Source organism: Vibrio sp. ABH4_348 (assembly GCF_056159765.1).
The window spans coordinates 50897-76565 of the sequence record NZ_JBSWVW010000001.1; the positions used below are offsets into that span (position 1 = coordinate 50897).

Annotated in this window: 20 protein-coding genes and 4 tRNA genes; 20 read left to right on the forward strand and 4 right to left on the reverse strand. The window is 44.6% G+C overall.

The window, feature by feature from the left end; all coding sequences use genetic code 11:
* The first annotated feature begins 15 nt into the window (after window positions 1–15).
* The gene (locus tag ACXAFJ_RS00235; RefSeq protein ID WP_475320628.1) at window positions 16–456 is read left to right on the forward strand and encodes a DUF805 domain-containing protein; all 441 of its coding nucleotides are present in this window, start codon (window positions 16–18) and stop codon (window positions 454–456) included.
* A gap of 54 nt (window positions 457–510) precedes the next feature.
* On the opposite strand, the gene coaA is transcribed toward ACXAFJ_RS00235, so the two are convergent.
* Window positions 511–1434 (reverse strand): type I pantothenate kinase, encoded by a 924-nt coding sequence (gene coaA, locus ACXAFJ_RS00240; RefSeq protein ID WP_475320630.1) that lies wholly within the window; start codon window positions 1432–1434, stop codon window positions 511–513.
* Window positions 1435–1638: 204 nt separating this feature from the next.
* Here coaA and ACXAFJ_RS00245 point away from each other — a divergent pair.
* From ACXAFJ_RS00245 to rpoC, 13 genes are all read left to right on the forward strand, one after another.
* Window positions 1639–1714, forward strand: a tRNA-Thr gene (locus tag ACXAFJ_RS00245).
* Window positions 1715–1761: 47 nt separating this feature from the next.
* Window positions 1762–1846: transfer RNA gene (locus tag ACXAFJ_RS00250), tRNA-Tyr, on the forward strand.
* Between the two features lie 36 nt (window positions 1847–1882).
* Window positions 1883–1957: transfer RNA gene (locus ACXAFJ_RS00255), tRNA-Gly, on the forward strand.
* Window positions 1958–1969: 12 nt separating this feature from the next.
* Window positions 1970–2045 (forward strand) — tRNA-Thr (locus ACXAFJ_RS00260).
* Between the two features lie 140 nt (window positions 2046–2185).
* On the forward strand, window positions 2186–3370 hold the full coding sequence (tuf, locus tag ACXAFJ_RS00265; protein ID WP_475320631.1) for an elongation factor Tu: 1185 nt from the start codon (window positions 2186–2188) through the stop codon (window positions 3368–3370).
* Between the two features lie 247 nt (window positions 3371–3617).
* Window positions 3618–3998, forward strand: a complete 381-nt coding sequence (gene secE / locus ACXAFJ_RS00270) for a preprotein translocase subunit SecE (RefSeq protein WP_475320632.1) — start codon at window positions 3618–3620, stop codon at window positions 3996–3998.
* A gap of 13 nt (window positions 3999–4011) precedes the next feature.
* Window positions 4012–4560, forward strand: coding sequence for a transcription termination/antitermination protein NusG (gene nusG / locus ACXAFJ_RS00275; RefSeq protein WP_475320633.1), 549 nt, complete (start codon window positions 4012–4014; stop codon window positions 4558–4560).
* Between the two features lie 131 nt (window positions 4561–4691).
* Window positions 4692–5120 carry a 50S ribosomal protein L11 gene (gene rplK / locus ACXAFJ_RS00280; RefSeq protein WP_475320635.1) on the forward strand — a complete coding sequence of 143 codons (429 nt, stop codon included), beginning with the start codon at window positions 4692–4694 and terminating at the stop codon, window positions 5118–5120.
* A 4-nt stretch (window positions 5121–5124) separates the two neighbouring features.
* Window positions 5125–5826, forward strand: a complete 702-nt coding sequence (rplA, locus tag ACXAFJ_RS00285; protein WP_475320636.1) for a 50S ribosomal protein L1 — start codon at window positions 5125–5127, stop codon at window positions 5824–5826.
* Window positions 5827–6086: 260 nt separating this feature from the next.
* Complete coding sequence (rplJ, locus tag ACXAFJ_RS00290) at window positions 6087–6581, forward strand: 50S ribosomal protein L10 (protein WP_475320638.1); 495 nt, start codon at window positions 6087–6089, stop codon at window positions 6579–6581.
* Between the two features lie 57 nt (window positions 6582–6638).
* A complete protein-coding gene (gene rplL, locus ACXAFJ_RS00295; protein WP_475320639.1) occupies window positions 6639–7004 on the forward strand; it encodes a 50S ribosomal protein L7/L12 in 366 nt (121 codons plus the stop codon).
* A 233-nt stretch (window positions 7005–7237) separates the two neighbouring features.
* A complete protein-coding gene (gene rpoB, locus ACXAFJ_RS00300; protein ID WP_475324032.1) occupies window positions 7238–11266 on the forward strand; it encodes a DNA-directed RNA polymerase subunit beta in 4029 nt (1342 codons plus the stop codon).
* Between the two features lie 97 nt (window positions 11267–11363).
* Window positions 11364–15566: a DNA-directed RNA polymerase subunit beta' gene (gene rpoC, locus ACXAFJ_RS00305; protein WP_475320641.1), complete on the forward strand. Its 4203-nt coding sequence runs from the start codon at window positions 11364–11366 to the stop codon at window positions 15564–15566.
* Between the two features lie 152 nt (window positions 15567–15718).
* On the opposite strand, the gene ACXAFJ_RS00310 is transcribed toward rpoC, so the two are convergent.
* Window positions 15719–17203, reverse strand: a complete 1485-nt coding sequence (locus ACXAFJ_RS00310) for a hypothetical protein (protein ID WP_475320642.1) — start codon at window positions 17201–17203, stop codon at window positions 15719–15721.
* A gap of 143 nt (window positions 17204–17346) precedes the next feature.
* On the opposite strand from ACXAFJ_RS00310, the gene ACXAFJ_RS00315 reads away from it, so the two are divergent.
* Window positions 17347–18495 (forward strand): helix-turn-helix transcriptional regulator, encoded by a 1149-nt coding sequence (locus ACXAFJ_RS00315; protein WP_475320643.1) that lies wholly within the window; start codon window positions 17347–17349, stop codon window positions 18493–18495.
* 146 nt (window positions 18496–18641) lie between these two features.
* Window positions 18642–19760 (forward strand): helix-turn-helix transcriptional regulator, encoded by a 1119-nt coding sequence (locus ACXAFJ_RS00320; protein WP_475320645.1) that lies wholly within the window; start codon window positions 18642–18644, stop codon window positions 19758–19760.
* Window positions 19761–19807: 47 nt separating this feature from the next.
* Here ACXAFJ_RS00320 and rsd read toward each other — a convergent pair whose 3' ends face one another.
* The gene (gene rsd / locus ACXAFJ_RS00325; protein ID WP_475320646.1) at window positions 19808–20296 is read right to left on the reverse strand and encodes a sigma D regulator; all 489 of its coding nucleotides are present in this window, start codon (window positions 20294–20296) and stop codon (window positions 19808–19810) included.
* Window positions 20297–20479: 183 nt separating this feature from the next.
* On the opposite strand from rsd, the gene nudC reads away from it, so the two are divergent.
* From nudC to ACXAFJ_RS00345, 4 genes are all read left to right on the forward strand, one after another.
* Window positions 20480–21256, forward strand: a complete 777-nt coding sequence (gene nudC, locus ACXAFJ_RS00330; protein ID WP_475320647.1) for an NAD(+) diphosphatase — start codon at window positions 20480–20482, stop codon at window positions 21254–21256.
* A 244-nt stretch (window positions 21257–21500) separates the two neighbouring features.
* Window positions 21501–22568: a uroporphyrinogen decarboxylase gene (gene hemE, locus ACXAFJ_RS00335; RefSeq protein WP_475320648.1), complete on the forward strand. Its 1068-nt coding sequence runs from the start codon at window positions 21501–21503 to the stop codon at window positions 22566–22568.
* Window positions 22569–22691: 123 nt separating this feature from the next.
* Window positions 22692–23327 (forward strand): TetR/AcrR family transcriptional regulator, encoded by a 636-nt coding sequence (locus tag ACXAFJ_RS00340; protein WP_475320650.1) that lies wholly within the window; start codon window positions 22692–22694, stop codon window positions 23325–23327.
* A 143-nt stretch (window positions 23328–23470) separates the two neighbouring features.
* On the forward strand, window positions 23471–24430 hold the full coding sequence (locus ACXAFJ_RS00345) for a DHH family phosphoesterase (protein WP_475320651.1): 960 nt from the start codon (window positions 23471–23473) through the stop codon (window positions 24428–24430).
* 20 nt (window positions 24431–24450) lie between these two features.
* On the opposite strand, the gene ACXAFJ_RS00350 is transcribed toward ACXAFJ_RS00345, so the two are convergent.
* The gene (locus ACXAFJ_RS00350; protein WP_475320652.1) at window positions 24451–25584 is read right to left on the reverse strand and encodes a murein hydrolase activator EnvC family protein; all 1134 of its coding nucleotides are present in this window, start codon (window positions 25582–25584) and stop codon (window positions 24451–24453) included.
* Window positions 25585–25669 lie beyond the last annotated feature (85 nt).

Below are 25669 nucleotides of genomic sequence, written 5' to 3' on the forward strand. Positions count from 1 at the left end.
AGAACGACATCAGTTATGTCAATTACATCACTTACACTAAAACAAGTACTGTTTTCTTTTAACGGCCGAGTTGGAAGGCCGGTGTTTTGGATTTGGAATGCTTGTTACTACGCGGCGGTCTTTCTCTTATCCGTCGGTATGAATGCCTTATTTCCTGAGGCATCTTATTTAATTCTGCCTATCTTCCTGATCTGTGTTTTGATTCCGGACCTGGCCGTTACCGCTAAGCGATTTCACGATCGCAATAAGTCGGCCCGTTGGTTGGTTTTGTTTATTCCTGTTTACTTGGGACGGGTGATGGTACCGACTCCGGATCAAAGCCAACCGACGTTTGTTCCAACAGATATGCAGCAATTGATATCTTTAGCGGCACTGATTTGTGGCGTGTGGATTTTTGTCGAGTGCGGCTTGTTACCGGCGAAGAATGAAGACAACCTGTACGGTGATGCCAGTTAAACGAAAAAAAGCCAGTGTGACTGGCTTTTTAACAACTATTCTTTTCTACTTAAGTTATTTTCTAAGTAGTACGTTTTCAACCAAGTGGTTATTCCCTTTCTTGAGAATAAGCTGAGCCCGTTCGCGGGTCGGCAAAATATTACTTTGTAAATTAATACCATTAATACTACGCCAGATGCTTCTTGCCTTCTCAATAGCTTCTTTCTCGGTCAATTTGGTGTAGTGCGAGAAATACGAGCCGGGTTGTCTAAATGCCCCTTCACGGAATTTGAGAAAACGTTCGATATACCATTGCTCAATGGTGTCGCTCTCCGCATCGACAAAAATTGAAAAATCAACAAAATCAGATACAAATACACGATGAGGCTCATGAGGGTAATCCATCCCACTTTGCAAAACATTCAAACCTTCGATAATCAACACATCAGGCCTGTCGATGGTTTTGACTTGATTGGTTATGTCATAAGTGATGTGGGAATACACTGGGACTTCGAGATTGGGCTTCCCTGCTTTTACATCGGAAACAAACTGTACTAGGCGACGAATGTCATAGGATTCTGGAAAGCCTTTTCGCTGAAGAATGCCTTTTTGCTCAAGTGTTGATTTGGAATGCAGAAATCCATCGGTTGTTACAAGTTCGACTTTTTGGTGGTTATCCCACCTTGCCAGTAAGGCTCTTAAAAGTCTGGCTGTTGTGCTTTTGCCAACGGCAACGCTGCCGGCAATACCAATAATAAAAGGCGGAGCTTGTTCTTCGTTACTTAGAAACTGTTGCAGTACTTCATTGCGGCTTTGTCGAGCCGAGACGTATAAGTTGATCAATCTCGCTAATGGCAAATAGATCTCAACCGCTTCAGACATGGTCAGGTTTTCATTCACCCCTTGCAGCTCAGCGAGGTCTTCTTCTGACAGAGTCATCGGCACAGAGTTACGCAGTTCTGCCCATTTTTCGCGGTCAAAAGTTAAGAAAGGTGTCATTCCGTTTCCAGTTTCTATAACAGAGAGGAGAGGCAACATACCTCATGGATGGGCTATTGCAAATCTCAAGGACAAATTATTACCCATAAACACCCAATATCGCACGAAAAAACAGCAAATAAACGGATTGTAGGCAAAATGCCATTTTTTTTTAATTTAGCTATTGCAAGCCAGAAAATCATTCAATAGAATGCGCCCACTTGTGCCGACTTAGCTCAGTAGGTAGAGCAACTGACTTGTAATCAGTAGGTCACCAGTTCGATTCCGGTAGTCGGCACCATTCTCTCCTCAACGTCGCGTTGAGCAAAACTGAGAATGAAACAATTTGGAGGGGTTCCCGAGTGGCCAAAGGGAGCAGACTGTAAATCTGCCGGCACTGCCTTCGATGGTTCGAATCCGTCCCCCTCCACCATATTCTTAAGGAAATAGCACTACAGAGTTACGTGTTGCGGGCATCGTATAATGGCTATTACCTCAGCCTTCCAAGCTGATGATGCGGGTTCGATTCCCGCTGCCCGCTCCACTCTTTTAGAGTGCTGATATAGCTCAGGTGGTAGAGCGCATCCTTGGTAAGGATGAGGTCGGCAGTTCGAGTCTGCCTATCAGCACCAGCTCTTAAGCGAAACTTTCCTTTTGATACTTTCTTTTGACTAAACTATTTTTAGTCATTGGGAAAACCAGTTTATCACCAAATAAGTCTTGGTTGCGTGGTCATCAAAGCCACCTAAATCCGTACCTAGAGGGACAACTCATGTCTAAAGAAAAATTTGAACGTACGAAACCGCACGTAAACGTTGGTACTATCGGCCACGTTGACCACGGTAAAACAACTCTAACTGCTGCAATCTGTACAACTCTTGCTAAAGTGTACGGCGGTGAAGCGAAAGACTTCGCATCTATCGATAACGCTCCAGAAGAGCGTGAGCGCGGTATCACAATCGCTACTTCTCACGTAGAGTACGACACTCCAACTCGCCACTACGCACACGTTGACTGTCCAGGACACGCGGACTACGTTAAGAACATGATCACTGGTGCGGCTCAGATGGACGGCGGTATCCTTGTAGTAGCAGCTACAGATGGCCCAATGCCACAAACTCGTGAGCACATCCTACTAGGTCGTCAGGTTGGTATCCCTTACATCATCGTATTCATGAACAAGTGTGACATGGTTGATGATGAAGAGCTTCTAGAGCTAGTTGAAATGGAAGTTCGTGAGCTTCTATCTGAGTACGATTTCCCAGGTGATGACCTACCAGTAATCCAAGGTTCAGCTCTTGGTGCACTAAACGGTGAGAAGCAGTGGGAAGACAAGATTGTTGAGCTAGCAGAAGCGCTAGACAGCTACATCCCAGAGCCAGAGCGTGCAATCGATCAGCCATTCCTAATGCCTATCGAAGACGTATTCTCAATCCAAGGTCGTGGTACAGTAGTAACAGGTCGTATCGAGCGCGGTATCCTAAACGTAGGTGATGAAATCGCTATCGTAGGTATCAAAGATACTACTACTACTACATGTACTGGTGTAGAGATGTTCCGTAAGCTTCTAGACGAAGGTCGTGCGGGTGAGAACGTTGGTGCCCTACTACGTGGTACTAAGCGTGACGAAGTAGAGCGTGGTCAAGTACTAGCCGCTCCAGGTTCAATCACTCCACACACTAAGTTCGAGTCAGAAGTATACGTACTTTCAAAAGACGAAGGCGGCCGTCATACTCCGTTCTTCAAAGGCTACCGTCCACAGTTCTACTTCCGTACAACTGACGTAACAGGTAACATCGAGCTACCTGAAGGCGTAGAAATGGTAATGCCAGGCGACAACATCAAGATGACTGTAGAGCTAATTGCTCCAATCGCGATGGACGAAGGTCTACGCTTCGCTATCCGTGAAGGTGGCCGTACAGTTGGTGCTGGTGTTGTAGCGAAAATCTTTGATTAAGATTTGACGAAGCACTAGCAAAAAGGGCATCATTTGATGCCCTTTTTCTGCGTTAAATACAATTGGTGTCGAAACTTTGTTCGCACTAAGTAAAAAAGCAGAAGTTCTAGGTGCTCAAAGCGCCATCGCTCGAAGTGAATTCGAAGTATCTAGATAAAGGTGAGTATCAGGTAACTGATGCGAATGGATTTGCCCTGCAACGGCGGGGTTGTTGTCGTCTATATTAAGACTTAAACAGGTTGGTTTTATGAAAGCAAATAATGCTGAAACTCCTGATAGCTCAAATGCTGCAGACACGTTCAAATGGCTTATCGTCATTGCTCTGCTAGCCGCCGCTGTTGTGGGTAATTACCTGTATGGTGATTTAGCAGTATACATCCGAGCTACAGCTGTAGTTGTTTTAGCTGCCGCAGCGTTAGGCATCGCTGCAACCACCGAAAAAGGAAAAACTGCGGTTACTTTCGCGCGTGAATCACGTATGGAAGTTCGCAAAGTGGTTTGGCCAACTCGCCAAGAAACCACGCAAACTACCTTTATCGTTTTAGCAGTAAGTATTGTAATGGCACTTGTGTTGTGGGGCATTGACGGCATCATGGTTCGTCTTGTTTCCTTCTTCACAGGGCTATAGAGGGTTTTAATTCATGAGTGAAGCTCCTAAAAAACGCTGGTACGTCGTTCAAGCGTTCTCTGGTTTTGAAGGCCGTGTTGCACAGTCTCTTCGCGAACATATCAAAATGCACGATATGGAAGAGTTGTTTGGTGAAGTGTTAGTTCCGACTGAAGAAGTTGTCGAAATGCGCGCTGGCCAACGCCGTAAATCAGAACGTAAGTTCTTCCCAGGTTACGTCCTAGTTCAAATGATTATGAACGACGAATCTTGGCACTTGGTACGCAGTGTTCCACGTGTGATGGGCTTCATTGGTGGTACATCTGATCGTCCAGCTCCTATCACTGACAAAGAAGCAGATGCCATCCTAAACCGTCTAGAGAAAGCAAGCGAAGCTCCTCGTCCTAAGACGATGTTTGAGCCAGGTGAAGTGGTACGTGTTAATGATGGTCCATTTGCTGACTTCAACGGTACCGTTGAAGAAGTGGATTACGAAAAGAGCCGCTTGAAGGTTTCTGTTTCGATCTTTGGCCGTGCAACACCTGTTGAGCTTGAATTTGGCCAAGTAGAAAAACTTGATTAAAAAAACAACTTTTAGGGTTGTTTGAGGCGCGAAATCTGCATATAATTTCGCGCCTTTTTATAGGTTCTTATCAAAGCAAGCGGGGAGCTGATCTAAGGATCGGCGTTTGAACCCATTACTTAGGAAATATCATGGCTAAGAAAGTAGAAGCTTATATCAAACTGCAAGTTGCGGCTGGTATGGCAAACCCAAGTCCACCAGTTGGTCCTGCACTAGGTCAACACGGTGTTAACATCATGGAATTCTGTAAAGCGTTTAACGCAAAAACAGATTCTGTTGAGAAAGGTCTTCCAACTCCAGTTGTTATCACTGTATACAACGACCGTTCTTTCACGTTCATCACTAAGACTCCACCTGCTGCTGTTCTTCTTAAGAAAGCTGCTGGCATTAAGTCTGGTTCTGGTCGTCCAAACACTGAAAAAGTGGGTACAGTAACTGACGCTCAAATCCAAGAAATCGCAGAAACTAAAGCTGCTGACATGACTGGTGCTGACATCGAAGCGATGAAGCGTTCTATCGCTGGTACTGCTCGTTCAATGGGCCTAGTGGTAGAGGGTTAATATCATGGCAAAACTAACTAAGCGCATGCGCGTTATCCGCGAAAAAGTTGACGTAACTAAAGAGTACGAAATCAACGAAGCTGTAGCTCTTCTAAAAGAGCTTGCTACTGCTAAGTTCGTAGAGTCTGTAGACGTTGCTATCAACCTAGGTATCGATGCTCGTAAATCTGACCAAAACGTACGTGGTGCTACTGTACTACCTCACGGTACTGGTCGTGACATCCGTGTTGCAGTGTTCACTCAAGGTGCTAACGCTGAAGCTGCGAAAGAAGCGGGTGCTGACATCGTAGGCATGGAAGATCTTGCTGAGCAAGTTAAGAAGGGTGAACTGAACTTTGACGTTGTTGTTGCTTCTCCAGATGCAATGCGCGTTGTAGGTCAACTAGGTACTATCCTAGGTCCACGTGGCCTTATGCCAAACCCTAAAGTTGGTACTGTAACTCCTAACGTTGCTGAAGCAGTTAAGAATGCTAAAGCAGGTCAGGTTCGTTACCGTAACGACAAAAACGGTATCGTTCACACGACTATCGGTAAGGTTTCTTTCGAAGCTGAACAGCTAAAAGAAAACCTAGAAGCACTACTAGTAGCAGTTAAGAAAGCTAAGCCATCTTCAGCTAAGGGCGCGTTCCTTAAGAAGATCAGCATTTCTACTACTATGGGTGCTGGCGTAGCAGTTGACCAGGGTTCTCTGGACACTCAAGCGTAATGCATTTGCTTAGGCGTGAAATTTGTGTATAATCTCGCGCCTAATATTTGTGGTTGGGGCTGAAGATTGGTGGTTTTCACCGTGAAACAGTCTCCGTCCAAGACCGTAGGTGCTTGGTTTCAAGCTTAATTCCCTACGTAGATGGTGCCCGAACTGACAGAAAGACTTTTTAAGTTACTTTCTTCTGGGACTGCACCTAAATAGCTCTCACTGTTGTGATAATAGTGAGTGGTGTAACGACAACCAGGAGTAAATCCAAGATGGCTTTAAACCTTCAAGACAAAAAAGCGATTGTTGCTGAAGTCAACGAAGCGGCCAGTGGTGCACTTTCTGCGGTTGTAGCTGATTCTCGTGGCGTTGAAGTTGCGGATATGACAGCTCTACGTAAACAAGCGCGTGAAGCGGGCGTTTACATGCGAGTTGTTCGTAACACACTTGCACGCCGTGCGGTTCAGGGTACAGACTACGAGTGTCTAGTTGACACTTTCACTGGTCCTACTCTAATCGCATTCTCTAACGAGCACCCAGGTGCTGGCGCACGTCTTTTCAAAGACTTCGCGAAAGAGAATGACAAGTTCGAGATCAAAGCTGCCGCTTTTGAAGGCGCTCTAACTGACGCAAACGTACTTGCAACGCTACCAACATACGACGAAGCAATTGCACGCCTAATGATGTGCATGAAAGAAGCTTCAGCTGGCAAGCTTGTACGTACTATCGCAGCTGTCCGCGATCAAAAACAAGAAGCAGCGGCTTAAGCCTTGCTTTTTACTGGTTGCTAAATAAACTTATTGTTGACTTAAAAGAGAATTGTTATGTCTATTACTAACGAGCAAATCCTAGACGCAGTTGCAGAAATGTCTGTAACTCAAGTTGTTGAACTAATCGAAGCAATGGAAGAGAAGTTCGGCGTATCTGCTGCTGCTGCTGCAGTTGCTGGTCCAGCTGCTGGCGAAGCTGCTGCTGAGCAAACTGAGTTTGACGTTGTTCTTACTGCTGTTGGCGGTAACAAAGTTGCTGTTATCAAAGCAGTACGTGGCGCAACTGGCCTAGGTCTTAAAGAAGCTAAAGCTCTAGTAGACGGCGCTCCAGCACCTCTAAAAGAAGGTGTTGAGAAGGACGAAGCTGAAGCTCTTAAAGCTCAGCTAGAAGAAGCTGGTGCTTCTGTTGAAGTTAAGTAATTATTGCTTAATTTCTTAGCCTAATGGCTAATGGCTGGTGGTTTAATAACCACCGGCCTTTTTGCGCTGTAGGGCATGTGTGAATTTTCCCGCTGTTTAGTCACACAAGCTCGTGCAAATCTTTCATATTGCGCTTGAGGCGCAACATGAACCCGTCAAATAAACAGTTGTTAGTCACTGTCTCATTCAATGATGGACAGTTTGGGTCACTTATCAGCGAGCTGAGGAACCCCATGGTTTACTCTTATACCGAGAAAAAGCGCATCCGTAAGGACTTTGGTACTCGTCCACAAGTATTGGACATTCCATACCTGCTATCGATCCAGCTCGATTCTTTCGATAAATTCATCGAACAGGATCCTGAAGGTCAATATGGTTTAGAGGCTGCTTTCCGTTCTGTTTTTCCAATTCAGAGCTACAACGGCAATTCCGAGCTGCAATACGTTAGCTACCGTCTTGGTGATCCCGTATTTGACGTAAAAGAATGTCAAATTCGCGGTGTTACTTATTCAAAACCACTACGCGTAAAACTGCGCCTAGTTATTTTTGATAAAGACGCGCCAGCAGGTACTGTAAAAGACATTAAAGAACAAGAAGTCTACATGGGTGAAATTCCACTCATGACAGACAATGGTACCTTCGTAATCAATGGTACCGAGAGGGTTATCGTATCCCAGCTGCACAGAAGCCCAGGCGTATTCTTCGACAGCGATAAGGGTAAGACCCACTCATCTGGTAAAGTTTTATACAATGCGCGCGTGATCCCTTACCGCGGTTCATGGTTAGACTTCGAATTCGATCCGAAAGACAACCTGTACGTGCGTATTGACCGTCGTCGTAAGCTACCTGCAACGATCATTCTTCGTGCACTTGGTAAGACGACTGACGAAATCCTTGATTTGTTCTTTGAGAAGATCAACTTCGCTGTTAAAGATCAAACTCTACATATGGAGTTGGTACCTGAGCGTCTACGTGGTGAAACCGCATCATTTGATATTGAAGCAAATGGTAAAGTATACGTAGAACAAGGTCGTCGCGTAACTGCACGTCACATTCGTCAGTTAGAAAAAGATGCGGTTGATCATATCGAAGTACCAGTAGAATACATCGTTGGTAAAGTATCGTCGAAAGACTACATCAACGAAGATACTGGTGAGATCATCGTAGCGGCTAACCAAGAACTTAGCTTGGAAGCACTAGCGAACTTATCTCAAGCAGGTCACAAAGATCTTCAAGTACTGTTTACTAACGATCTTGACCACGGCCCATTCATGTCTGATACCTTGCGTATCGACAGCACAGTTGACCGCATTTCAGCGTTGGTAGAAATCTACCGCATGATGCGTCCTGGTGAGCCGCCAACGAAAGAAGCTGCAGAAGCTCTATTCGAAAGCTTGTTCTTCGCTGAAGAACGTTATGACCTATCGACTGTTGGTCGTATGAAGTTCAACAGTTCAATTGAGCGTGAAGATGCTCTTGAGCAAGGTACGTTGGACGAGACTGATATCATCTCTGTGATGAAGAAGCTTATCGCGATTCGTAACGGTATCGGTGAAGTCGACGATATTGACCACTTGGGCAACCGTCGTATCCGTTCTGTTGGTGAGATGGCAGAGAACCAATTCCGTGTTGGTCTAGTTCGTGTAGAACGTGCAGTTAAAGAGCGTTTGAGCCTTGGTGACCTTGATGCAATCATGCCTCAAGATCTTATCAACGCTAAGCCAATTTCTGCAGCAGTTAAAGAATTCTTTGGCTCTTCACAGCTTTCACAGTTCATGGACCAAAACAACCCGCTTTCAGAAGTAACGCACAAGCGTCGTATTTCTGCATTGGGTCCTGGTGGTCTAACTCGTGAGCGTGCTGGCTTCGAAGTACGTGACGTACACGTAACGCACTACGGTCGTCTATGTCCTATCGAAACGCCTGAAGGTCCAAACATCGGTCTAATTAACTCACTATCTGCATTTGCGCGCTGTAATGAGTATGGTTTCCTAGAAACACCATACCGTCGCGTAGTTGATGGTGCTGTAACAGACGAAGTTGACTACCTATCTGCTATCGAAGAAGGTCAATTTGTTATCGCTCAGGCGAACGCAAAATTGAACGAAGATGGCACCTTTGCTGACGAGCTAATCACAGCGCGTCAAAAAGGTGAATCTGGTCTTCACCCACGTGAACACGCCCAGTACATGGACGTTGCAACGAACCAGGTAGTATCTATCGCGGCATCGCTAATCCCATTCCTAGAGCACGATGATGCGAACCGTGCCTTGATGGGTGCGAACATGCAACGTCAGGCAGTTCCAACATTGAAGGCTGACAAGCCTCTCGTTGGTACGGGTATTGAGCGTAACGTAGCGGTTGACTCTGGTGTTACTGCAGTTGCGAAACGCGGTGGTACGGTTCAGTCTGTTGATGCTTCACGCATCGTTGTTAAGGTTAATGAAGACGAGTTGATTCCTGGCGAAGCGGGCATCGACATCTACAACCTAACTAAGTACACACGTTCAAACCAAAACACATGTATCAACCAGCGTCCAACTGTGATGCCGGGTGAACCTGTTGCACGTGGTGATGTACTTGCAGATGGTCCTTCTACAGACTTGGGTGAACTAGCGCTTGGTCAAAACATGCGTATAGCGTTCATGCCTTGGAATGGTTACAACTTCGAAGACTCGATCTTAGTCTCTGAGCGCGTTGTACAAGAAGACCGTTTCACAACTATTCACATTCAAGAGCTTCAGTGTATTGCTCGTGACACTAAGTTAGGTTCAGAGGAAATTACCGCTGATATCCCTAACGTAGGTGAGTCTGCGCTATCTAAGCTTGATGAATCAGGTATCGTTTACATCGGCGCAGAAGTTAAGGGTGGCGACATCCTAGTTGGTAAAGTAACACCTAAAGGTGAGACTCAGCTAACTCCAGAAGAAAAACTTCTACGCGCTATCTTCGGTGAAAAAGCGTCTGATGTTAAAGACACGTCTCTACGTGTTCCTAACTCTGTGTCAGGTACCATCATCGACGTTCAAGTCTTTACTCGCGACGGCGTAGAAAAAGACAAGCGTGCGCTTGAAATCGAGCAAATGCAGCTTAAAGAAGCGAAGAAAGACCTTACTGAAGAATTCCAGATTCTAGAAGGTGGTCTACTTGCTCGTGTTAAAGCGGTATTGCTAGAAGGCGGTTACAGCGAAGCGAAGCTTGATGCAACAGATCGTAAGAAGTGGCTAGAGCAAACGTTGGAAGACGATGCACTACAAACTCAGCTTGAGCAACTTGCAGAGCAGTACGACGAACTAAAAGCAGACTTCGATAAGAAGTTTGAAACTAAGCGTCGTAAGATCACACAAGGCGATGATCTAGCTCCTGGCGTACTGAAGATCGTTAAAGTTTACCTTGCGGTTAAGCGTCGCATCCAGCCTGGTGACAAGATGGCAGGTCGTCACGGTAACAAGGGTGTAATCTCTAAGATTAACCCAGTAGAGGACATGCCTTACGATGAAACTGGTGAGCCAGTTGATATCGTATTGAACCCTCTAGGTGTACCGTCGCGTATGAACATCGGTCAGATCCTTGAAGTACACTTAGGCCTTGCGGCTAAAGGTATTGGTAACAAGATCAACCAGATGGTTAAAGAGCAGCAAGAGCTTGCGAAATTCCGTGAATTCTTGAAGAAAGTTTACGCTCTTGGCGATACTCGTCAGCAAGTGGACATTGATGCACTGACTGATGATGAAGTTCATACCTTGATTAAAAACCTTCGTGGTGGTCTACCAGTTGCTACACCTGTCTTTGATGGTGCAACTGAGCCAGAGATCAAAAAGCTTCTTCAACTAGGCGATTTACCTGAATCGGGTCAGTTGACTCTATTTGATGGTCGTACTGGTGATGCGTTTGAACGCCCAGTAACCGTTGGTTACATGTACATGCTAAAACTTAACCACCTTGTTGATGACAAGATGCACGCCCGTTCAACCGGTTCGTACAGCTTGGTTACTCAGCAACCATTGGGCGGTAAAGCTCAGTTCGGTGGTCAGCGTTTCGGTGAGATGGAAGTATGGGCACTGGAAGCATACGGTGCTGCTTACACGCTACAAGAAATGCTTACGGTTAAGTCGGACGACGTTAACGGCCGTACTAAGATGTACAAAAACATCGTTGATGGTAACCACTCGATGGAACCAGGCATGCCAGAATCGTTCAACGTATTGTTGAAAGAGATTCGCTCGCTAGGTATCAACATCGAGCTAGAAGACGAAGAGTAATTCTTAATTGGCCTTGTGAAAGCAAGGCCAGCAAGAGTTATCCGGTAGAAGGAGCTTGTGCTAGCAAGCCCTTTTAAACTCCTCACAGGAGCTGATTGTGAAAGACTTATTAAACTTTCTAAAAGCACAGCATAAAGCCGAAGAATTTGATGCAATCAAAATCGGCTTATCTTCGCCTGACATGATTCGTTCATGGTCATTTGGTGAAGTAAAAAAACCTGAAACGATTAACTATCGTACGTTCAAACCAGAACGTGACGGTTTGTTTTGTGCGCGTATCTTTGGCCCAGTAAAAGACTACGAATGTCTTTGTGGTAAGTACAAGCGCCTTAAACACCGTGGCGTTATCTGTGAGAAGTGTGGCGTTGAAGTAACGCAAACTAAAGTTCGTCGTGACCGTATGGGCCACATCGAGCTAGCTTCTCCAGTTGCACACATCTGGTTCTTGAAATCACTACCGTCTCGTATCGGTTTGTTGATGGATATTCCACTACGTGACATCGAACGTGTTCTTTACTTCGAAATGTACGTGGTGACAGAGCCAGGCATGACTGACTTAGAAAAGAGTCAGATGCTTACGGAAGAAGAATACCTAGATCGCCTTGAAGAATGGGGTGATGAATTCACAGCAAAAATGGGTGCAGAAGCGATCCGTGATTTGCTACGTGATATGGATCTTAACGCTGAAGCTGAGCAAATGCGTGAAGAGTTGGAAACAACTAACTCTGAAACTAAGCGCAAGAAGATCACTAAGCGTCTTAAGTTAGTAGAGGCATTTGTTGCTTCTGGTAACAACCCTGAGTGGATGATCCTAACGGTTCTACCTGTTCTTCCACCAGATCTTCGCCCACTAGTACCACTAGATGGCGGTCGCTTCGCGACTTCAGATCTGAACGACCTATACCGTCGTGTGATCAACCGAAACAACCGTTTGAAGCGTCTTCTAGAGCTAGCGGCTCCAGACATCATCGTACGCAACGAAAAGCGTATGCTGCAAGAGTCTGTTGATGCCCTTCTAGATAACGGTCGTCGCGGTCGTGCGATCACTGGTTCTAACAAGCGTCCTCTGAAATCTCTTGCTGATATGATCAAGGGTAAGCAAGGTCGTTTCCGTCAGAACCTACTAGGTAAGCGTGTAGATTACTCTGGCCGTTCTGTAATCACAGTAGGTCCATACCTTCGCCTGCATCAGTGTGGTCTTCCTAAGAAGATGGCACTTGAGCTATTCAAACCATTTATCTACAGCAAGCTTGAGACTCGTGGCCTAGCGACGACCATCAAAGCAGCTAAGAAAATGGTTGAGCGCGAAGAAGCGGTCGTCTGGGATATTTTGGATGAAGTTATCCGCGAACACCCTGTACTGCTAAACCGTGCACCAACACTTCACCGTCTTGGTATTCAGGCGTTTGAACCAGTACTAATCGAAGGTAAAGCGATTCAGCTACACCCACTTGTGTGTGCGGCGTACAACGCGGACTTCGATGGTGACCAAATGGCGGTTCACGTACCTCTAACTCTAGAGGCGCAGCTTGAAGCTCGTACTCTGATGATGTCGACAAACAACATTCTGTCGCCAGCATCAGGTGATCCAATCATCGTACCTTCTCAGGACGTGGTATTGGGTCTGTACTACATGACTCGTGACAAGATCAACGTGAAAGGCGAGGGCATGTACCTTGCTAGCCCAGCAGAAGCTGAAAAAGCTTACCGTACTAAGAGTGCTGAACTGCATGCGCGCGTTAAAGTTCGTATCACTGAGACAGTAAAAGACGAAGATGGCAACAGCACAACAGAAACCAAGATGGTCGATACGACTATCGGCCGTGCAATGTTGTGGCAAATCGTTCCATCGGGTCTGCCTTTCTCTCTAGTAAACCAAAAACTAGGTAAGAAGCAGATTTCTACACTTCTTAACGAGGCGTACCGTAAGCTTGGTCTAAAAGACACAGTAATCTTCGCTGACCAAATCATGTACACAGGTTTTGCTTATGCGGCACTATCTGGCGTATCGGTTGGTATCGACGACATGGTGGTACCAGATGCGAAGTACACTGAGATCGCAGAAGCTGAAGAAGAAGTACGCGAAATCCAAGACCAGTACCAGTCAGGTCTGGTAACTGCCGGTGAGCGTTACAACAAAGTTATCGATATCTGGGCTTCAACCAATGACCGTGTTGCAAAAGCGATGATGGAAAACCTGTCTTCTGAGACAGTGGTTAACCGTGATGGCGAAGAAGAGCAACAAGAGTCGTTCAACAGCATCTACATGATGGCTGACTCGGGCGCTCGTGGTTCTGCAGCACAGATTCGTCAGCTAGCAGGTATGCGTGGTCTGATGGCTCGTCCAGACGGCTCAATCATCGAAACGCCTATCACAGCGAACTTTAAAGAAGGTCTAAACGTACTTCAGTACTTTATCTCAACCCACGGTGCTCGTAAGGGTCTAGCGGATACAGCATTGAAGACAGCGAACTCGGGTTACCTAACTCGTCGTCTAGTTGACGTTGCTCAAGACGTAGTAGTCAGCGAATACGACTGTGGTACTCACGAAGGTGTCGACATGATGCCTCACATCGAAGGTGGTGACGTTAAAGTACCACTAGCTGAGCTAGCGCTTGGTCGTGTGGTTGCCGTAGACGTTCTTAAGCCAGGTACTGATGAAGTTCTAATTCCTCGCAACACTCTTATCGATGAGAAGTGGTGCCAAATCATGGAAGAGAACTCAGTAGACAGCATGAAAGTGCGCTCAGTCGTAACCTGTGATTCAGACTACGGTTGTTGTTCACTATGTTACGGTCGTGACCTAGCACGTGGTCACCTAGTGAATCAAGGTGAAGCAGTCGGTGTAATCGCTGCTCAGTCTATCGGTGAACCAGGTACACAGCTAACCATGCGTACTTTCCACATCGGTGGTGCAGCATCTACAGCAGCTGCTGAGAACAGTGTTCAAGTTAAGAACAACGGTTCTGTTAAGCTTCACAATGCTAAGTACGTAACCAACAAAGATGGCAAACTGGTTATCACATCTCGTGCAACTGAACTAACCATCATTGATGAGTTTGGTCGTACTAAAGAGAAGCACAAACTGCCTTACGGAACCTTGCTAAGCAAAGGTGACAACGATGCAGTGACTGCGGGTGAAACAGTGGCTAACTGGGAAGCGCACACGCTACCAATCATCACTGAAGTAGCGGGTCGTATCCAATTCGTAGATATGATTGACGGTGTAACCGTTTCTCGCCAAACAGATGATCTAACAGGTCTATCTTCAAGCGAAGTAACGGAAGCGGCGGCACGTCCTGCAGCAGGTAAAGACATGCGTCCTGCAATCAAACTCGTTGATGAAAAAGGCAACGATGTTGTGATTCCAGGTACTGACATGCCAGCCCATTACTTCTTACCAGGTAAAGCGATTGTAAACATCGAAGACGGTGCAGAAGTAGGCGTGGGTGATACGCTAGCTCGTATTCCTCAGAAATCTAGTGGTAACAAAGATATCACTGGTGGTCTGCCTCGCGTTGCTGACCTATTCGAAGCTCGTAAGCCTAAAGAGCCTGCGATTCTAGCTGAGCACACAGGTACTGTGAGCTTTGGTAAAGAAACCAAAGGTAAGCGTCGTCTAGTTATCACTCGTGACGGTGGTGACACTTACGAAGAGATGATTCCTAAGCATCGTCAGTTGAACGTTTTCGAAGGTGAAAAAGTTGAACGTGGTGATGTAATTGCAGATGGCCCAGAGTCACCGCATGACATCCTTCGCCTACGTGGTATCCATGCAGTAACTCAGTACATCGCGAACGAAGTACAAGAAGTTTACCGTCTGCAAGGTGTAAAGATTAACGATAAGCACATCGAGACTATCGTTCGTCAAATGCTACGTAAGTGTACAATCACTCACGCTGGTGACACTGAGTTCCTAGCTGGTGAGCAGGTTGAATACGCACAAGTGAAGATCGCTAACCGCGAACTTGAAGCTGAAGGCAAAGAGCCAGCACGCTTCGAACGCGAACTGCTTGGTATCACTAAAGCGTCTCTTGCAACTGAGTCGTTCATCTCTGCAGCATCGTTCCAGGAAACAACACGCGTACTAACAGAAGCTGCGGTTTCTGGTAAGCGTGATGACCTACGCGGTCTGAAAGAGAACGTAATCGTTGGTCGATTGATTCCAGCTGGTACAGGTTTCGCCTACCACCAAGATCGTCAAGCGAAGCGCGCTCAAGAGCAAGAAGGTCCGTCTGCTGAACAAGCAACGGATAACCTAGCGGCACTTCTGAACGCTGGTTTCTCGTCTGACGAGTAATCGAAAGCAATAAGATAAAAGCCCGAGCAAATGCTCGGGCTTTTTTGTGCGCTTTTGGAACTATTGATTAATTTACCTAAAAAAAACCACTTACCGTCAGGTGGTAAGTGGCGTGCAAAAACCTGCAATTACAATAAAGGAATATGAAAGAATTAAGCGCGGATTTCGCCGCCGCCGCCCTGAGAGGGGACAGGAGAAATGGTGGGTTCGAGACCCATTGATTGAGCGGATGTCATGACTTTAGTACCCGCTTGAGTTCCATCTGTAACCCAAAATTGATTCTGAGTTCCGTCGTATCCAACGAAAACGAGTTTGTTATTCACTATTGTGTTTTGTGTCAAATTAGTGCCATTTGCCAACTGATCGAGGAAAAAAGTGGATTCTTTTTGCTCTGTATTGTTATTGATATCAGCCAACACCAAAGGGCCCCTGGTTGTCATTTTAACCAACTCGAATCCGTTGCCAGCATTGCCGCTATCGCGAATTATGATGGCTTCACCATTGAGAATCCGCATTTCTTTTGGCACACCACCAACATTTTGTGGCGTAAAGTTTTCGCCATCATTAGAAGTGTACAGGTAGAACTCTTTGTGCTCTGAAGCATCAAGGTTAGTAAAGCTGATTAGCGCATAAATTGTGTTGCCACTAACTTTAACATCTAGAGTTTCTATGCCTTGGTCGCCCCAATTCCCTGCAGGCAGTTGACTTGTTGGCAATTGATAACCTATTTGTGAAGTTTGCTGTCCTTCAACAAACGTGTAATAAGTTTTTCTTCCAAATAAATATAGCTTATCAGCGTATGGCACTGATTTCGTTTGAATAGCCGGCATATTGGTACGAGCAGTTTTTAGACCCGCTAATGTACCTTCGGTGTAGTACACATTAGTTTGGCTACCATTGTGACCATACCAATATAAGCCAGAACCTACGGGAGTCATATGCGAGACGCTCGTATTGTTAGTGCCTGGGTTGATGTCGTAGGTCACCAATTGTGGGTAATCAATCCTATCAGCACTAATCTGGCCGGTAATTTTAGCAATTGATCGAAGCTCTGTTCCCGTAGCAGCTTGATAGCCTGTGTAATAAACATGTGTATCGGTTTCAACAAAATTACTCGGGCTGTTTATGCCACCGTAAGAGTGCTCTTGACCGCTAATTAAATCTTTCACACTCATATAGGTGTTTGTGCTGTTGTCGATGCGTTTAGGGACATACGCTTTATCGTCACTTACTACGAATGTGGTTGGTTGATTCGCAAAATTAGCAATAGAACCACTGTCTAATGGGATAGAGCTCGTACCTGATGCTGTGCCATCACTACTATATAACTGGAATTTGTTTGAGTCATCGTAGGCTACAAAATATGTTTTATTTTGATTTTCAGTGAAGAATCTTGGGTTTGAACCAGATGTTCCTGCTCTCAGTTCGCCAAGTGAGATAAAGGACGAACCGTCGGTGGCGTAAGGTTCATTATTTGAGCTGTTGGCTAATTGTGCTTTGACAACAATATAGTTAGTACTAGTTCTGGTTTCATTTTCGCCTTCAGTCTGATCAGCTTTTTTAATGTTATTGTTGTTACAGCCAGCCAATATAACAGTGGTAAGGCATGTAACCGCAAAGAGGTTTCCTTGCTTCATGTGACTTTCTCCGCAATCTTGTTTTTGTATGCGGTGCAATCATAAGCAGTATGTTTTTTACAGATAACTACCCAGTTGGGTAGTAGACGCCGTGCATCTTCTGTTTATCAATAAAAAGATAAACAGGAAATGGAGCAAAACATATGTGCGACAAAAATGTCACGCTGAAAAACCACCGTTTACAGAGTGTTATTAATAATTTGGATAAAACCGAGTTAGATTGGCAGGTTTTGTTAGAGGAATTGGTTGAGACTTTTTCTTTGTCAGTTTGTCACATGATCGTATTAGAAAAACAATCAATGACAATTCGATACCACTTAGATGCTGGCAAAAAAACAACCGATGATCTAGGACGCACGTATCTACAAATCGGGCAGGGCAATCATGTCATGCGTCATGTACTTAATTCCCCTCCTCGAGAGAAATTTTTGGCGGTGTCTAGAATGCCAGATGACCAAAAGCAATCGCATCGAAACAGCGAGTTTTTTAAAAAATGGTGTGAACCGCAAGCTTTTGCTGATAGTGCTAATTTATGCCTGTTTGAAGAAAACAATTGGGTCACTATGTTAGTGTGCAATCGAGATGTTGAAGTGGGTCGTTTTAAAGATGATGAACTATTTGAAATGAATCGACTGGTACTGCCGTTGAGAATGGCGGCGAATCGCATATTTAGTGAGCCCAAGCAGGATCTTACCGCAGCGCGATTTAATAGTTTACTTGAAACATTCCGAATTCCAGTTGCAGTGCTTTCTGAGCAGGGGCGATTGTATGCAATGAATAAAAGTATGGAACAACTACTTTCTTCCCAACCCGAGCTCACTATTCAAGACCAGTGTTTTGTTCTCAAGAACAAGAAAAAGAACCAGATGTTGTACAGTAATTTGATTCAGGCGACCAAGCGTTTGGATGTCAGCGATGGTTACACGCTAGTTGATAACGATACAATCGACTTGGAAACTAAAGTAACTATTGGCTTACAGGCATTAGAAAGTCAGATATCGACTCAAGTAAGACACCTGAATGGAGTGATGGTGTATGCGTTATCACCTCAACTCATTAAAGCAGTAGACATCAAACGACTGATGGAGTTGTTTGCATTAACGGAAAAGGAAGCGATGATCTGTCAGCAGCTAGCACTGGGTAAGCCGGTAAAGCGAATTGCTCTAGAAGACGGTATTTCTGTCAATACCGTAAAATTTCACGTCAAACACATCTTCATAAAAACAGGCTGCCGAGATAAGTTGAGTCTTGCCAGTATGATTAATGCAATCCCAGGCGCTTCATTAGTTTAGTATCAAACAATTAGACACAAATTTAATCTCTATATTCTCAGACTGTTACCGAGCCAACTCTATGCTCTGAAGTAGAGTGCCATTCCGTAAAAATAAACCCCTGATATACTCTGCACGTAAGACGAAAGTTTGTCAGAGTAGTAACCATGGTTAATTCAACAATTCTAGTTATTCAAAATATCGCTAAGAGTGAGTTAGGTTGGCAGCAATTTGCGGCTTTGATGGTCGCTCGTTTCCAACTACATGTCTGTCACATCATTGTCATTAATCGTAATAATATGACTATTCGATACCACATAGATGAAGGAGTGAAAATTCCTGATGAACTCGGACGAGAGTACCTCAAAATTGTGCAAAATGACCAAATTATGATGATGGTACTACAACAACCACCTATCGATCAGTTTCTTGCAGTGTCCCAGTTACCAGAAGATGCCTATGACTACTACATGAATAGCGAGTTTTATACTAAGTGGTCAAAGCCTCAGGGGCTATTGGATAGCGCCACTTTATGCCTGAATGAAGATGAAGAATGGCTAACATTGATGATGTGCAATCGAAATGAGCAAATTGGTAACTTCACATCTCATGAATTGGCCGAAATGAATACTTTGATTCCTCATTTAAGAGAAGCTGCAAGCTTAACTTTTTCGTATCAAGCCGATCATCTTTTGTCGTCGCGTTTTGCAAGCTTGTTGGAAACCTTTCGAATTCCAGTTGCGATATTGAGTGAAAGGGGACAGTTGTGCGCTATGAATCAAGGAATGAGGCAATTATTGTTTGAGCAGCGGGAGATTCAAATCATCAATAATTGTTTTACGTTATCTCAAAAAAGAAAAAATCAAGATCTATACAGTAACCTTATTCAAGCGAATAAAAGACTAGAAGTAGGTGAAGATTACACATTAGTTGAACAAGATAACGTGGATCTGGACAGCAAAGTAACCATTGGCTTTCAGCCTCTAGAAACGCGCCTTTTAGATGGACAAAAAAGACTAAACGGAGTGATGGTGTACGCCATCGCACCACAACTAATTGCACCAGCTTCCGTTGAAAAACTGATAGAGTTGTTTGGGTTTACAGAAAGAGAAGCTGTTATCTGTCAAAAACTTGCCATGGGAAAGCCAGTCAAACGAATCGCTCTCGAAGAGAATATCTCAGACAATACGGTTAAGTATCACGTTAAGCAAATATTCGAAAAAACGTCATGTCATGACAAAGTTACACTGACGAGCATGATAAATACAATACCTTCAAGTCGTTAGAATCTAGTTCACATCATTCAGATGTGAACTAGATTACAATCGCTTAACTATGCCCCTGGTGGTACCGCGAGACTTTCCGCGATCATGTCGATCAACTCATCTTCCACTTCAAATCTAAGTTCGATAATTTCACCGATCTTAGAGAGGTCCTTATCTAAATTATCCAAGGTGTCGTCCTCTGATACATCAGCGTAGACATCGGTGAAGTTTAGTAAAGGATCGGTAGTTTCAACGATCTTGAAGTAGGTGGTATTAATGTCATCCGTTGCTTCAAAACCCGTCGAACGCCATTTGTCCATGACCATATCGTAGATCTTGAAATGTCCCTCAGAAATGTAATCGACCAAATGTTGGCAGAAATCCTGAAGTTCTTGTGGAGTGGGAAGACTGGATAAGTTTGATTTGGCTTTTCCAGAATCGAGTGCAGCAAGTTTACAAAACTCAACGATTAATAACTGTCGAGTATCGAGCCAATGATCGATGACGTCGCTAGACCCACCGAATTGCTCTTGTGTTTTTTTTAGTTTTTTAAGCATGAGTTGCCCTCATGAGCAGATCACTATCCTGTGATCGTTAGCTATTGCAAAGCAAAGCGTGGATTTACCCTACCTATGATCGATCCAAGCTTGATCATGGGAAGGAACAAACTCTTACATAACTTTAGATTGCCAGTAAAATGGATCCACTGCAAGCTAGGAGGAAATAGAGTGGGATTTGATATGGAAAACAAAGAGATTGCCTATTGGTTTGTGGTTGATGGTAGTCAGCTATGGATGCCCAATGATGAAATTCCATTTGGTAGTGCAGAACAGCTAAATCTGCCAGCGGAAAAGGCGGTGCACATCGGTAGATACAACCAGTATCCCGTAATGTGGGTCAATGATCAGGATGTCGAAACATCGAATCCACTTTCTAGCCTTAGACAATTCACCAACTTGCCAGAACAGGCTTTCATGTTGGCAAGTAAGGCGGTGCAATTCGGTCATATGACACAAACTCAACGTTTCTGTTCTTGCTGCGGTGGTAGAAATTATCTGAATCAAAATGAAGTCGCGATGCAGTGCCAAGAGTGCAGAACCATTCATTATCCGAGAATATTTCCGTGTATTATTGTTTCGGTCAGACGTGGCAATCGACTACTGCTAGCACACCATACAAGAAGCAAAGCGCAAACCTATACGGTATTGGCAGGCTTTGTTGAAGTAGGGGAAACACTAGAGCAGGCCGTTGCGAGAGAGGTGTTTGAAGAAGCGGGTATTGAGATTACTAATATCCAGTATCACTCCAGCCAGCCATGGGCATTTCCGACCAACCTGATGCTAGGTTTTACGGCTGATTATGCTGGTGGTGAGATCAAATTGGATCCCACTGAATTGGCTGATGCGAATTGGTTTGAAATCGAACAGTTACCGAAAATCGTTGAAAATGGCACGATCGCAAGGGTGTTGATTGACCATCAAATCAATCGAATTAGATCGGAACGCGTGGATCTCTAGGCAAAAAAAACCCTCCGGGTTAGGAGGGGGTAAGTAAGATGTCGTTATGAGATTTGAGTAGCAAGTACTCAGTATTATTGTAGTTTTCGCTAGCAGAGGAATTTGTAACACCGTTGTGCTTGACGGGCAATTGAAGTTATCTTTTTATCGTTGAGAACATGATCTGGGTTGCAAAGCACGCCGCTTTTTCCCTAAAAACAGTGCTAGAATAGCGCCTCAAAATCGACCCTCGTTAGGAATAAAAATGGCTGAATTGAAGAACGATCGATACCTACGTGCCTTATTAAAAGAGCCAGTTGATTGCACCCCAGTGTGGATGATGCGTCAAGCTGGTCGCTACTTGCCAGAATACCGTGAAACACGCTCAGTAGCGGGCGATTTTATGTCGCTGTGTAAAAACGCCGAGTTGGCATCGGAAGTCACATTACAGCCACTTCGTCGTTTTCCATTGGATGCGGCGATTTTGTTCTCGGATATTTTGACGATTCCTGACGCAATGGGTTTGGGACTTTACTTTGAAACGGGTGAAGGACCTAAGTTTGAACGTCCAATTACGTGTAAAGCGGATGTCGATAAAATTGGTTTGCCAGATCCAGAAGGTGAACTTCAATACGTGATGAATGCGGTTCGCCAAATTCGCAAAGATCTGAATGGCGATGTACCGCTTATTGGTTTCTCTGGTAGTCCGTGGACCCTTGCAACCTATATGGTTGAAGGCGGAAGTTCAAAGGCATTTACCAAAATCAAAAAGATGATGTACGCCGAACCTCAAACGTTACACGCATTGTTGGATAAGCTGGCTGATAGTGTTATTGAATACCTAAACGCACAAATCAAAGCTGGTGCACAATCGGTCATGGTGTTTGATACTTGGGGCGGAGTGTTAACTCCACGCGATTACAATCTCTTCTCGCTGCAGTACATGCATAAGATTGTTGACGGCTTGATCCGTGAAAACGATGGTCGTCGTGTGCCTGTTACGCTATTCACTAAGAATGGTGGCATGTGGCTTGAGCAGATTGCGGCGACAGGTTGTGATGCTGTGGGTCTGGATTGGACCATTAATATCGCTGATGCAGTTATACGTGTGGGTGACAAAGTCGCATTACAGGGCAACATGGACCCTTCAATGTTGTATGCTGCTCCAGAACGCATTCGTGAAGAAGTGGCAACAATATTAGAAGGTTTTGGCAATAAAGGCACCGGACACGTCTTTAATCTCGGTCATGGTATTCATCTCGACGTGCCACCAGAAAATGCCGGTGTGTTTGTAGAGGCTGTGCATGAGTTATCTAAGCCATATCACAAATAAATAAAACTAAATAGAATTAGCGCCTGCCATTTAGCAGGCGTTTTTATTGCCTGTTGCTTTTTATTGTATGACGTTAGATATAATAGAGAAGTTGCCTCCAGTCTGGGTTGTTAATCCGTATTTATGAAGACCAAAGAAAAGATCGTCAGTGCCTCACTTGAGTTATTTAATTTGAAAGGTGAGCGGAATGTAACAACCAATCACATTGCAGCATCCATGGATATTTCACCCGGAAACTTGTATTACCACTTCCGTAACAAACAAGAGATTATCCATGAGATTTTCAAACTATACGCCAAAGAGTTATTGGAAAGGTTTGCGCCATTGACAGGACAAAGAGAGAGCTTAGTCCTACTTAAACATTGCTTAGACTCAATTTTTTCATTGATGTGGAAATATCGTTTTTTCTACGCCAACTTACCTGAAATCCTCAATCGAGATTTAAAACTGCATCAGGACTACATAGAAGTCCAAGCAACATTGCAACAGAACCTAATTGAGATTATTCGCTCTTTCATTCAATTGGATTTGTTAGATATTACAGAGCAAGAGATTCCTTCCTTGATCACCAATTTGCATTTGGTCGCCGTTGGTTGGTTAGGTTACCGCTCGGCGATGTCACTAGACGAATCCATAACCGAGTCGGTGATACACGAAGGAATGCTTCAGTTGATTGCGGTAGTCACACCCCATGCGACTCCGCAAGGGCGAGAGCAGCTCCAGTTATTGGCCGATGGTGTGAAAGCCCTGCACGCTTAGACTTCGTTGTTGAGCACCACAAAAAAATATAGTTTGGTTTTATACTCGTTTGTTATTTTGCTCAGAAGATACAACCCGTTAGAGTGCCGATACTATCTAGGATTGGCGATAACCGCCAATGAGAATACGTTAAGAGGGAAGTTATGCATTTTGATGTCTTTAATGGTGACGCTGACGGAATTATTTCGCTATTGCAGTTACGTTGGGCGGAGCCTAAAACCAGCACCTTAGTAACGGGTGTTAAGCGAGACATTCAACTTGTTAAACACATACCTGTTGAAACGGCATCATCAGCGACCATCCTCGATATCTCTATGGCAAAAAATCATGCTGATCTGCAAAAGCTATTAGCATCCGGCTGCCCTGTGTTTTACGCCGATCATCACCAACCCGGAGATATTCCTAAATCATCCTTACTTGATGCCCACATCGATCTCGATGCCAATACTTGTACAGCATTGATTGTTGATCGTTATTTGAATGGTCGCTATCACACTTGGGCGATCGCAGCGGCATACGGTGATAACTTACTGGCTACAGCCGATGATCTGGCCAGCAAAGCTGGGCTGACTGATGAGCAGGCTAAGTCGTTAAAAGAGCTAGGCACCTTAATTAACTACAACGGATATGGTGAGTCATTAAATGATTTGCACTTTAATCCAGCTGAACTTTATGGCTTACTGACTCAGTATCAGAATCCATTTGATGCGATTTTAGATACGGCTTCTCCTTTCCATAGATTAAAAGCGGGCTACGAAGAGGATTGGCAACGCGTCGAACAGCTTAATCCTGAATACCACGATCATAATGTGAGAGTGTTTAAGCTAGATAATTCAGAGTCATCGCGAAGAATCAGCGGCGTATTTGGTAATCATTTGGCCAACCAATCACCAGAGCATGCTCATTTGGTAGTGACTGGAAATGCCAAGCAGGGTTATACCATTTCATTACGGGCACCTTTGGCGAACAAGCAAGGTGCTGGCGACATTTGTGGGCAGTTTGAATCAGGTGGTGGTCGAGCTGCAGCGGGTGGAATTAATCACCTCCCCAAAGACCAGCTTTCTAAATTAATTGGTCATGTGTCGTCTTACTACGGTCAGTAGCTGACCAAACCTATCAGTATTTATTGCAGCCAAGATCGCGGGTTTTGAGTTTGGCTGTTTCTACGTATTTCGAAATACAGAGAGGGACGGGATTGTCCTCCGGTGTCGCCAGCTAGCGCGATAGTCTCGCCGCGAGTAACCTTGTCCCCTTCTTTTTTGGTTAGACTCTGATTGAAGCCATACAGTGTCATATCGCCTTTTCCGTGGTCGAGTAACACCACCAGGCCATAGCCTCTTAGATAATCGGCAAATACCACAGTACCTGGGTGTACGGCTTTGATTGCTTGGCCATAGTTGGCATCAATGACGATACCTTTCCATTTGATTTGTCCTGTTTGTGTCGAGCCATAGTTATTGAGCACGCGTCCTTTGACTGGCCAAGGCAGTTTTCGTTGTTGGCCACCAATCCCCGTCATAGGAACTGCCGCTCTTTTGGCTGCCTTTGCGATTTCAGCTTTCAGGCGAGTTTCATTTCGTTTCAGCTCGTTGAGGTAAGCTTGATCACTAGTGATGTCTTTTTTAATTTTTCCAATAGTCGACGAACGGTTGGACTTCTGCTTGGCCAGCGTATTCTTTTTGCTAGAAAGCTCAGAGATCAATGCATCAATATTGCGCTTTTCAGCTTCAATCCTCTTTTGTTTTTCCCTAAGCAAGGTTTCACTCTTTTTAAGTTCGGTGATTATTTCAGAGCGCTGCTTGGCTAAGTGTTGAAAATAGAAGCTCATACGCTCTTCCTCAACACCATTGTTCAGCATATTGGTGGAGGATTTTGCGCGTTTAGTGAGATAGTAGGACTGAATCAATTGATTAAGTTTGGCTTGTTGAGCCTGGCGAGCGTTAGTGAGTTCATCAATATCCTGTTGAAGACGAGTGAGGTTTTCAGATGACTTTTTTTGTTCTGATTGATTGGACTTAATTTGCTTGGTTAGCGTGGAAATCTGCAGCTCTTGTTGTTTTAGATTTTTCTGCAGTTGCTCTAGCTTAGATTGTTGAGTACTTAGCTCTTTCTTTTGACGAGAAATTTCATTACTGACACCTTTGAGTTCTTGTTTATCAGCATGTGCAACTGGTGCCAAGCTTGAAAATAGCCATACCATTAGAACAATGAGAGGCAGTTTTCTTTTGATAAAGCGGATAGACCAGCGTGCAGCCATAACAAGTAAAACCTATTGAGTGCTAAGCAAACGAAAAAGTAGTTGAGCAAATCCTATGCTAGTCTCGAGTGGCAATCAATTGAAT

Coding starts and splice junctions, on each gene's coding strand:
- ACXAFJ_RS00235 (WP_475320628.1), top strand. CDS start 16: ATGTCAATTACATCACTTACACTAAAACAAGTACTGTTTTCTTTTAAC.
- coaA (WP_475320630.1), bottom strand. CDS start 1,434: ATGACACCTTTCTTAACTTTTGACCGCGAAAAATGGGCAGAACTGCGT.
- tuf (WP_475320631.1), top strand. CDS start 2,186: ATGTCTAAAGAAAAATTTGAACGTACGAAACCGCACGTAAACGTTGGT.
- secE (WP_475320632.1), top strand. CDS start 3,618: ATGAAAGCAAATAATGCTGAAACTCCTGATAGCTCAAATGCTGCAGAC.
- nusG (WP_475320633.1), top strand. CDS start 4,012: ATGAGTGAAGCTCCTAAAAAACGCTGGTACGTCGTTCAAGCGTTCTCT.
- rplK (WP_475320635.1), top strand. CDS start 4,692: ATGGCTAAGAAAGTAGAAGCTTATATCAAACTGCAAGTTGCGGCTGGT.
- rplA (WP_475320636.1), top strand. CDS start 5,125: ATGGCAAAACTAACTAAGCGCATGCGCGTTATCCGCGAAAAAGTTGAC.
- rplJ (WP_475320638.1), top strand. CDS start 6,087: ATGGCTTTAAACCTTCAAGACAAAAAAGCGATTGTTGCTGAAGTCAAC.
- rplL (WP_475320639.1), top strand. CDS start 6,639: ATGTCTATTACTAACGAGCAAATCCTAGACGCAGTTGCAGAAATGTCT.
- rpoB (WP_475324032.1), top strand. CDS start 7,238: ATGGTTTACTCTTATACCGAGAAAAAGCGCATCCGTAAGGACTTTGGT.
- ACXAFJ_RS00310 (WP_475320642.1), bottom strand. CDS start 17,203: ATGAAGCAAGGAAACCTCTTTGCGGTTACATGCCTTACCACTGTTATA.
- ACXAFJ_RS00315 (WP_475320643.1), top strand. CDS start 17,347: ATGTGCGACAAAAATGTCACGCTGAAAAACCACCGTTTACAGAGTGTT.
- ACXAFJ_RS00320 (WP_475320645.1), top strand. CDS start 18,642: ATGGTTAATTCAACAATTCTAGTTATTCAAAATATCGCTAAGAGTGAG.
- rsd (WP_475320646.1), bottom strand. CDS start 20,296: ATGCTTAAAAAACTAAAAAAAACACAAGAGCAATTCGGTGGGTCTAGC.
- nudC (WP_475320647.1), top strand. CDS start 20,480: ATGGAAAACAAAGAGATTGCCTATTGGTTTGTGGTTGATGGTAGTCAG.
- hemE (WP_475320648.1), top strand. CDS start 21,501: ATGGCTGAATTGAAGAACGATCGATACCTACGTGCCTTATTAAAAGAG.
- ACXAFJ_RS00340 (WP_475320650.1), top strand. CDS start 22,692: ATGAAGACCAAAGAAAAGATCGTCAGTGCCTCACTTGAGTTATTTAAT.
- ACXAFJ_RS00345 (WP_475320651.1), top strand. CDS start 23,471: ATGCATTTTGATGTCTTTAATGGTGACGCTGACGGAATTATTTCGCTA.
- ACXAFJ_RS00350 (WP_475320652.1), bottom strand. CDS start 25,584: ATGGCTGCACGCTGGTCTATCCGCTTTATCAAAAGAAAACTGCCTCTC.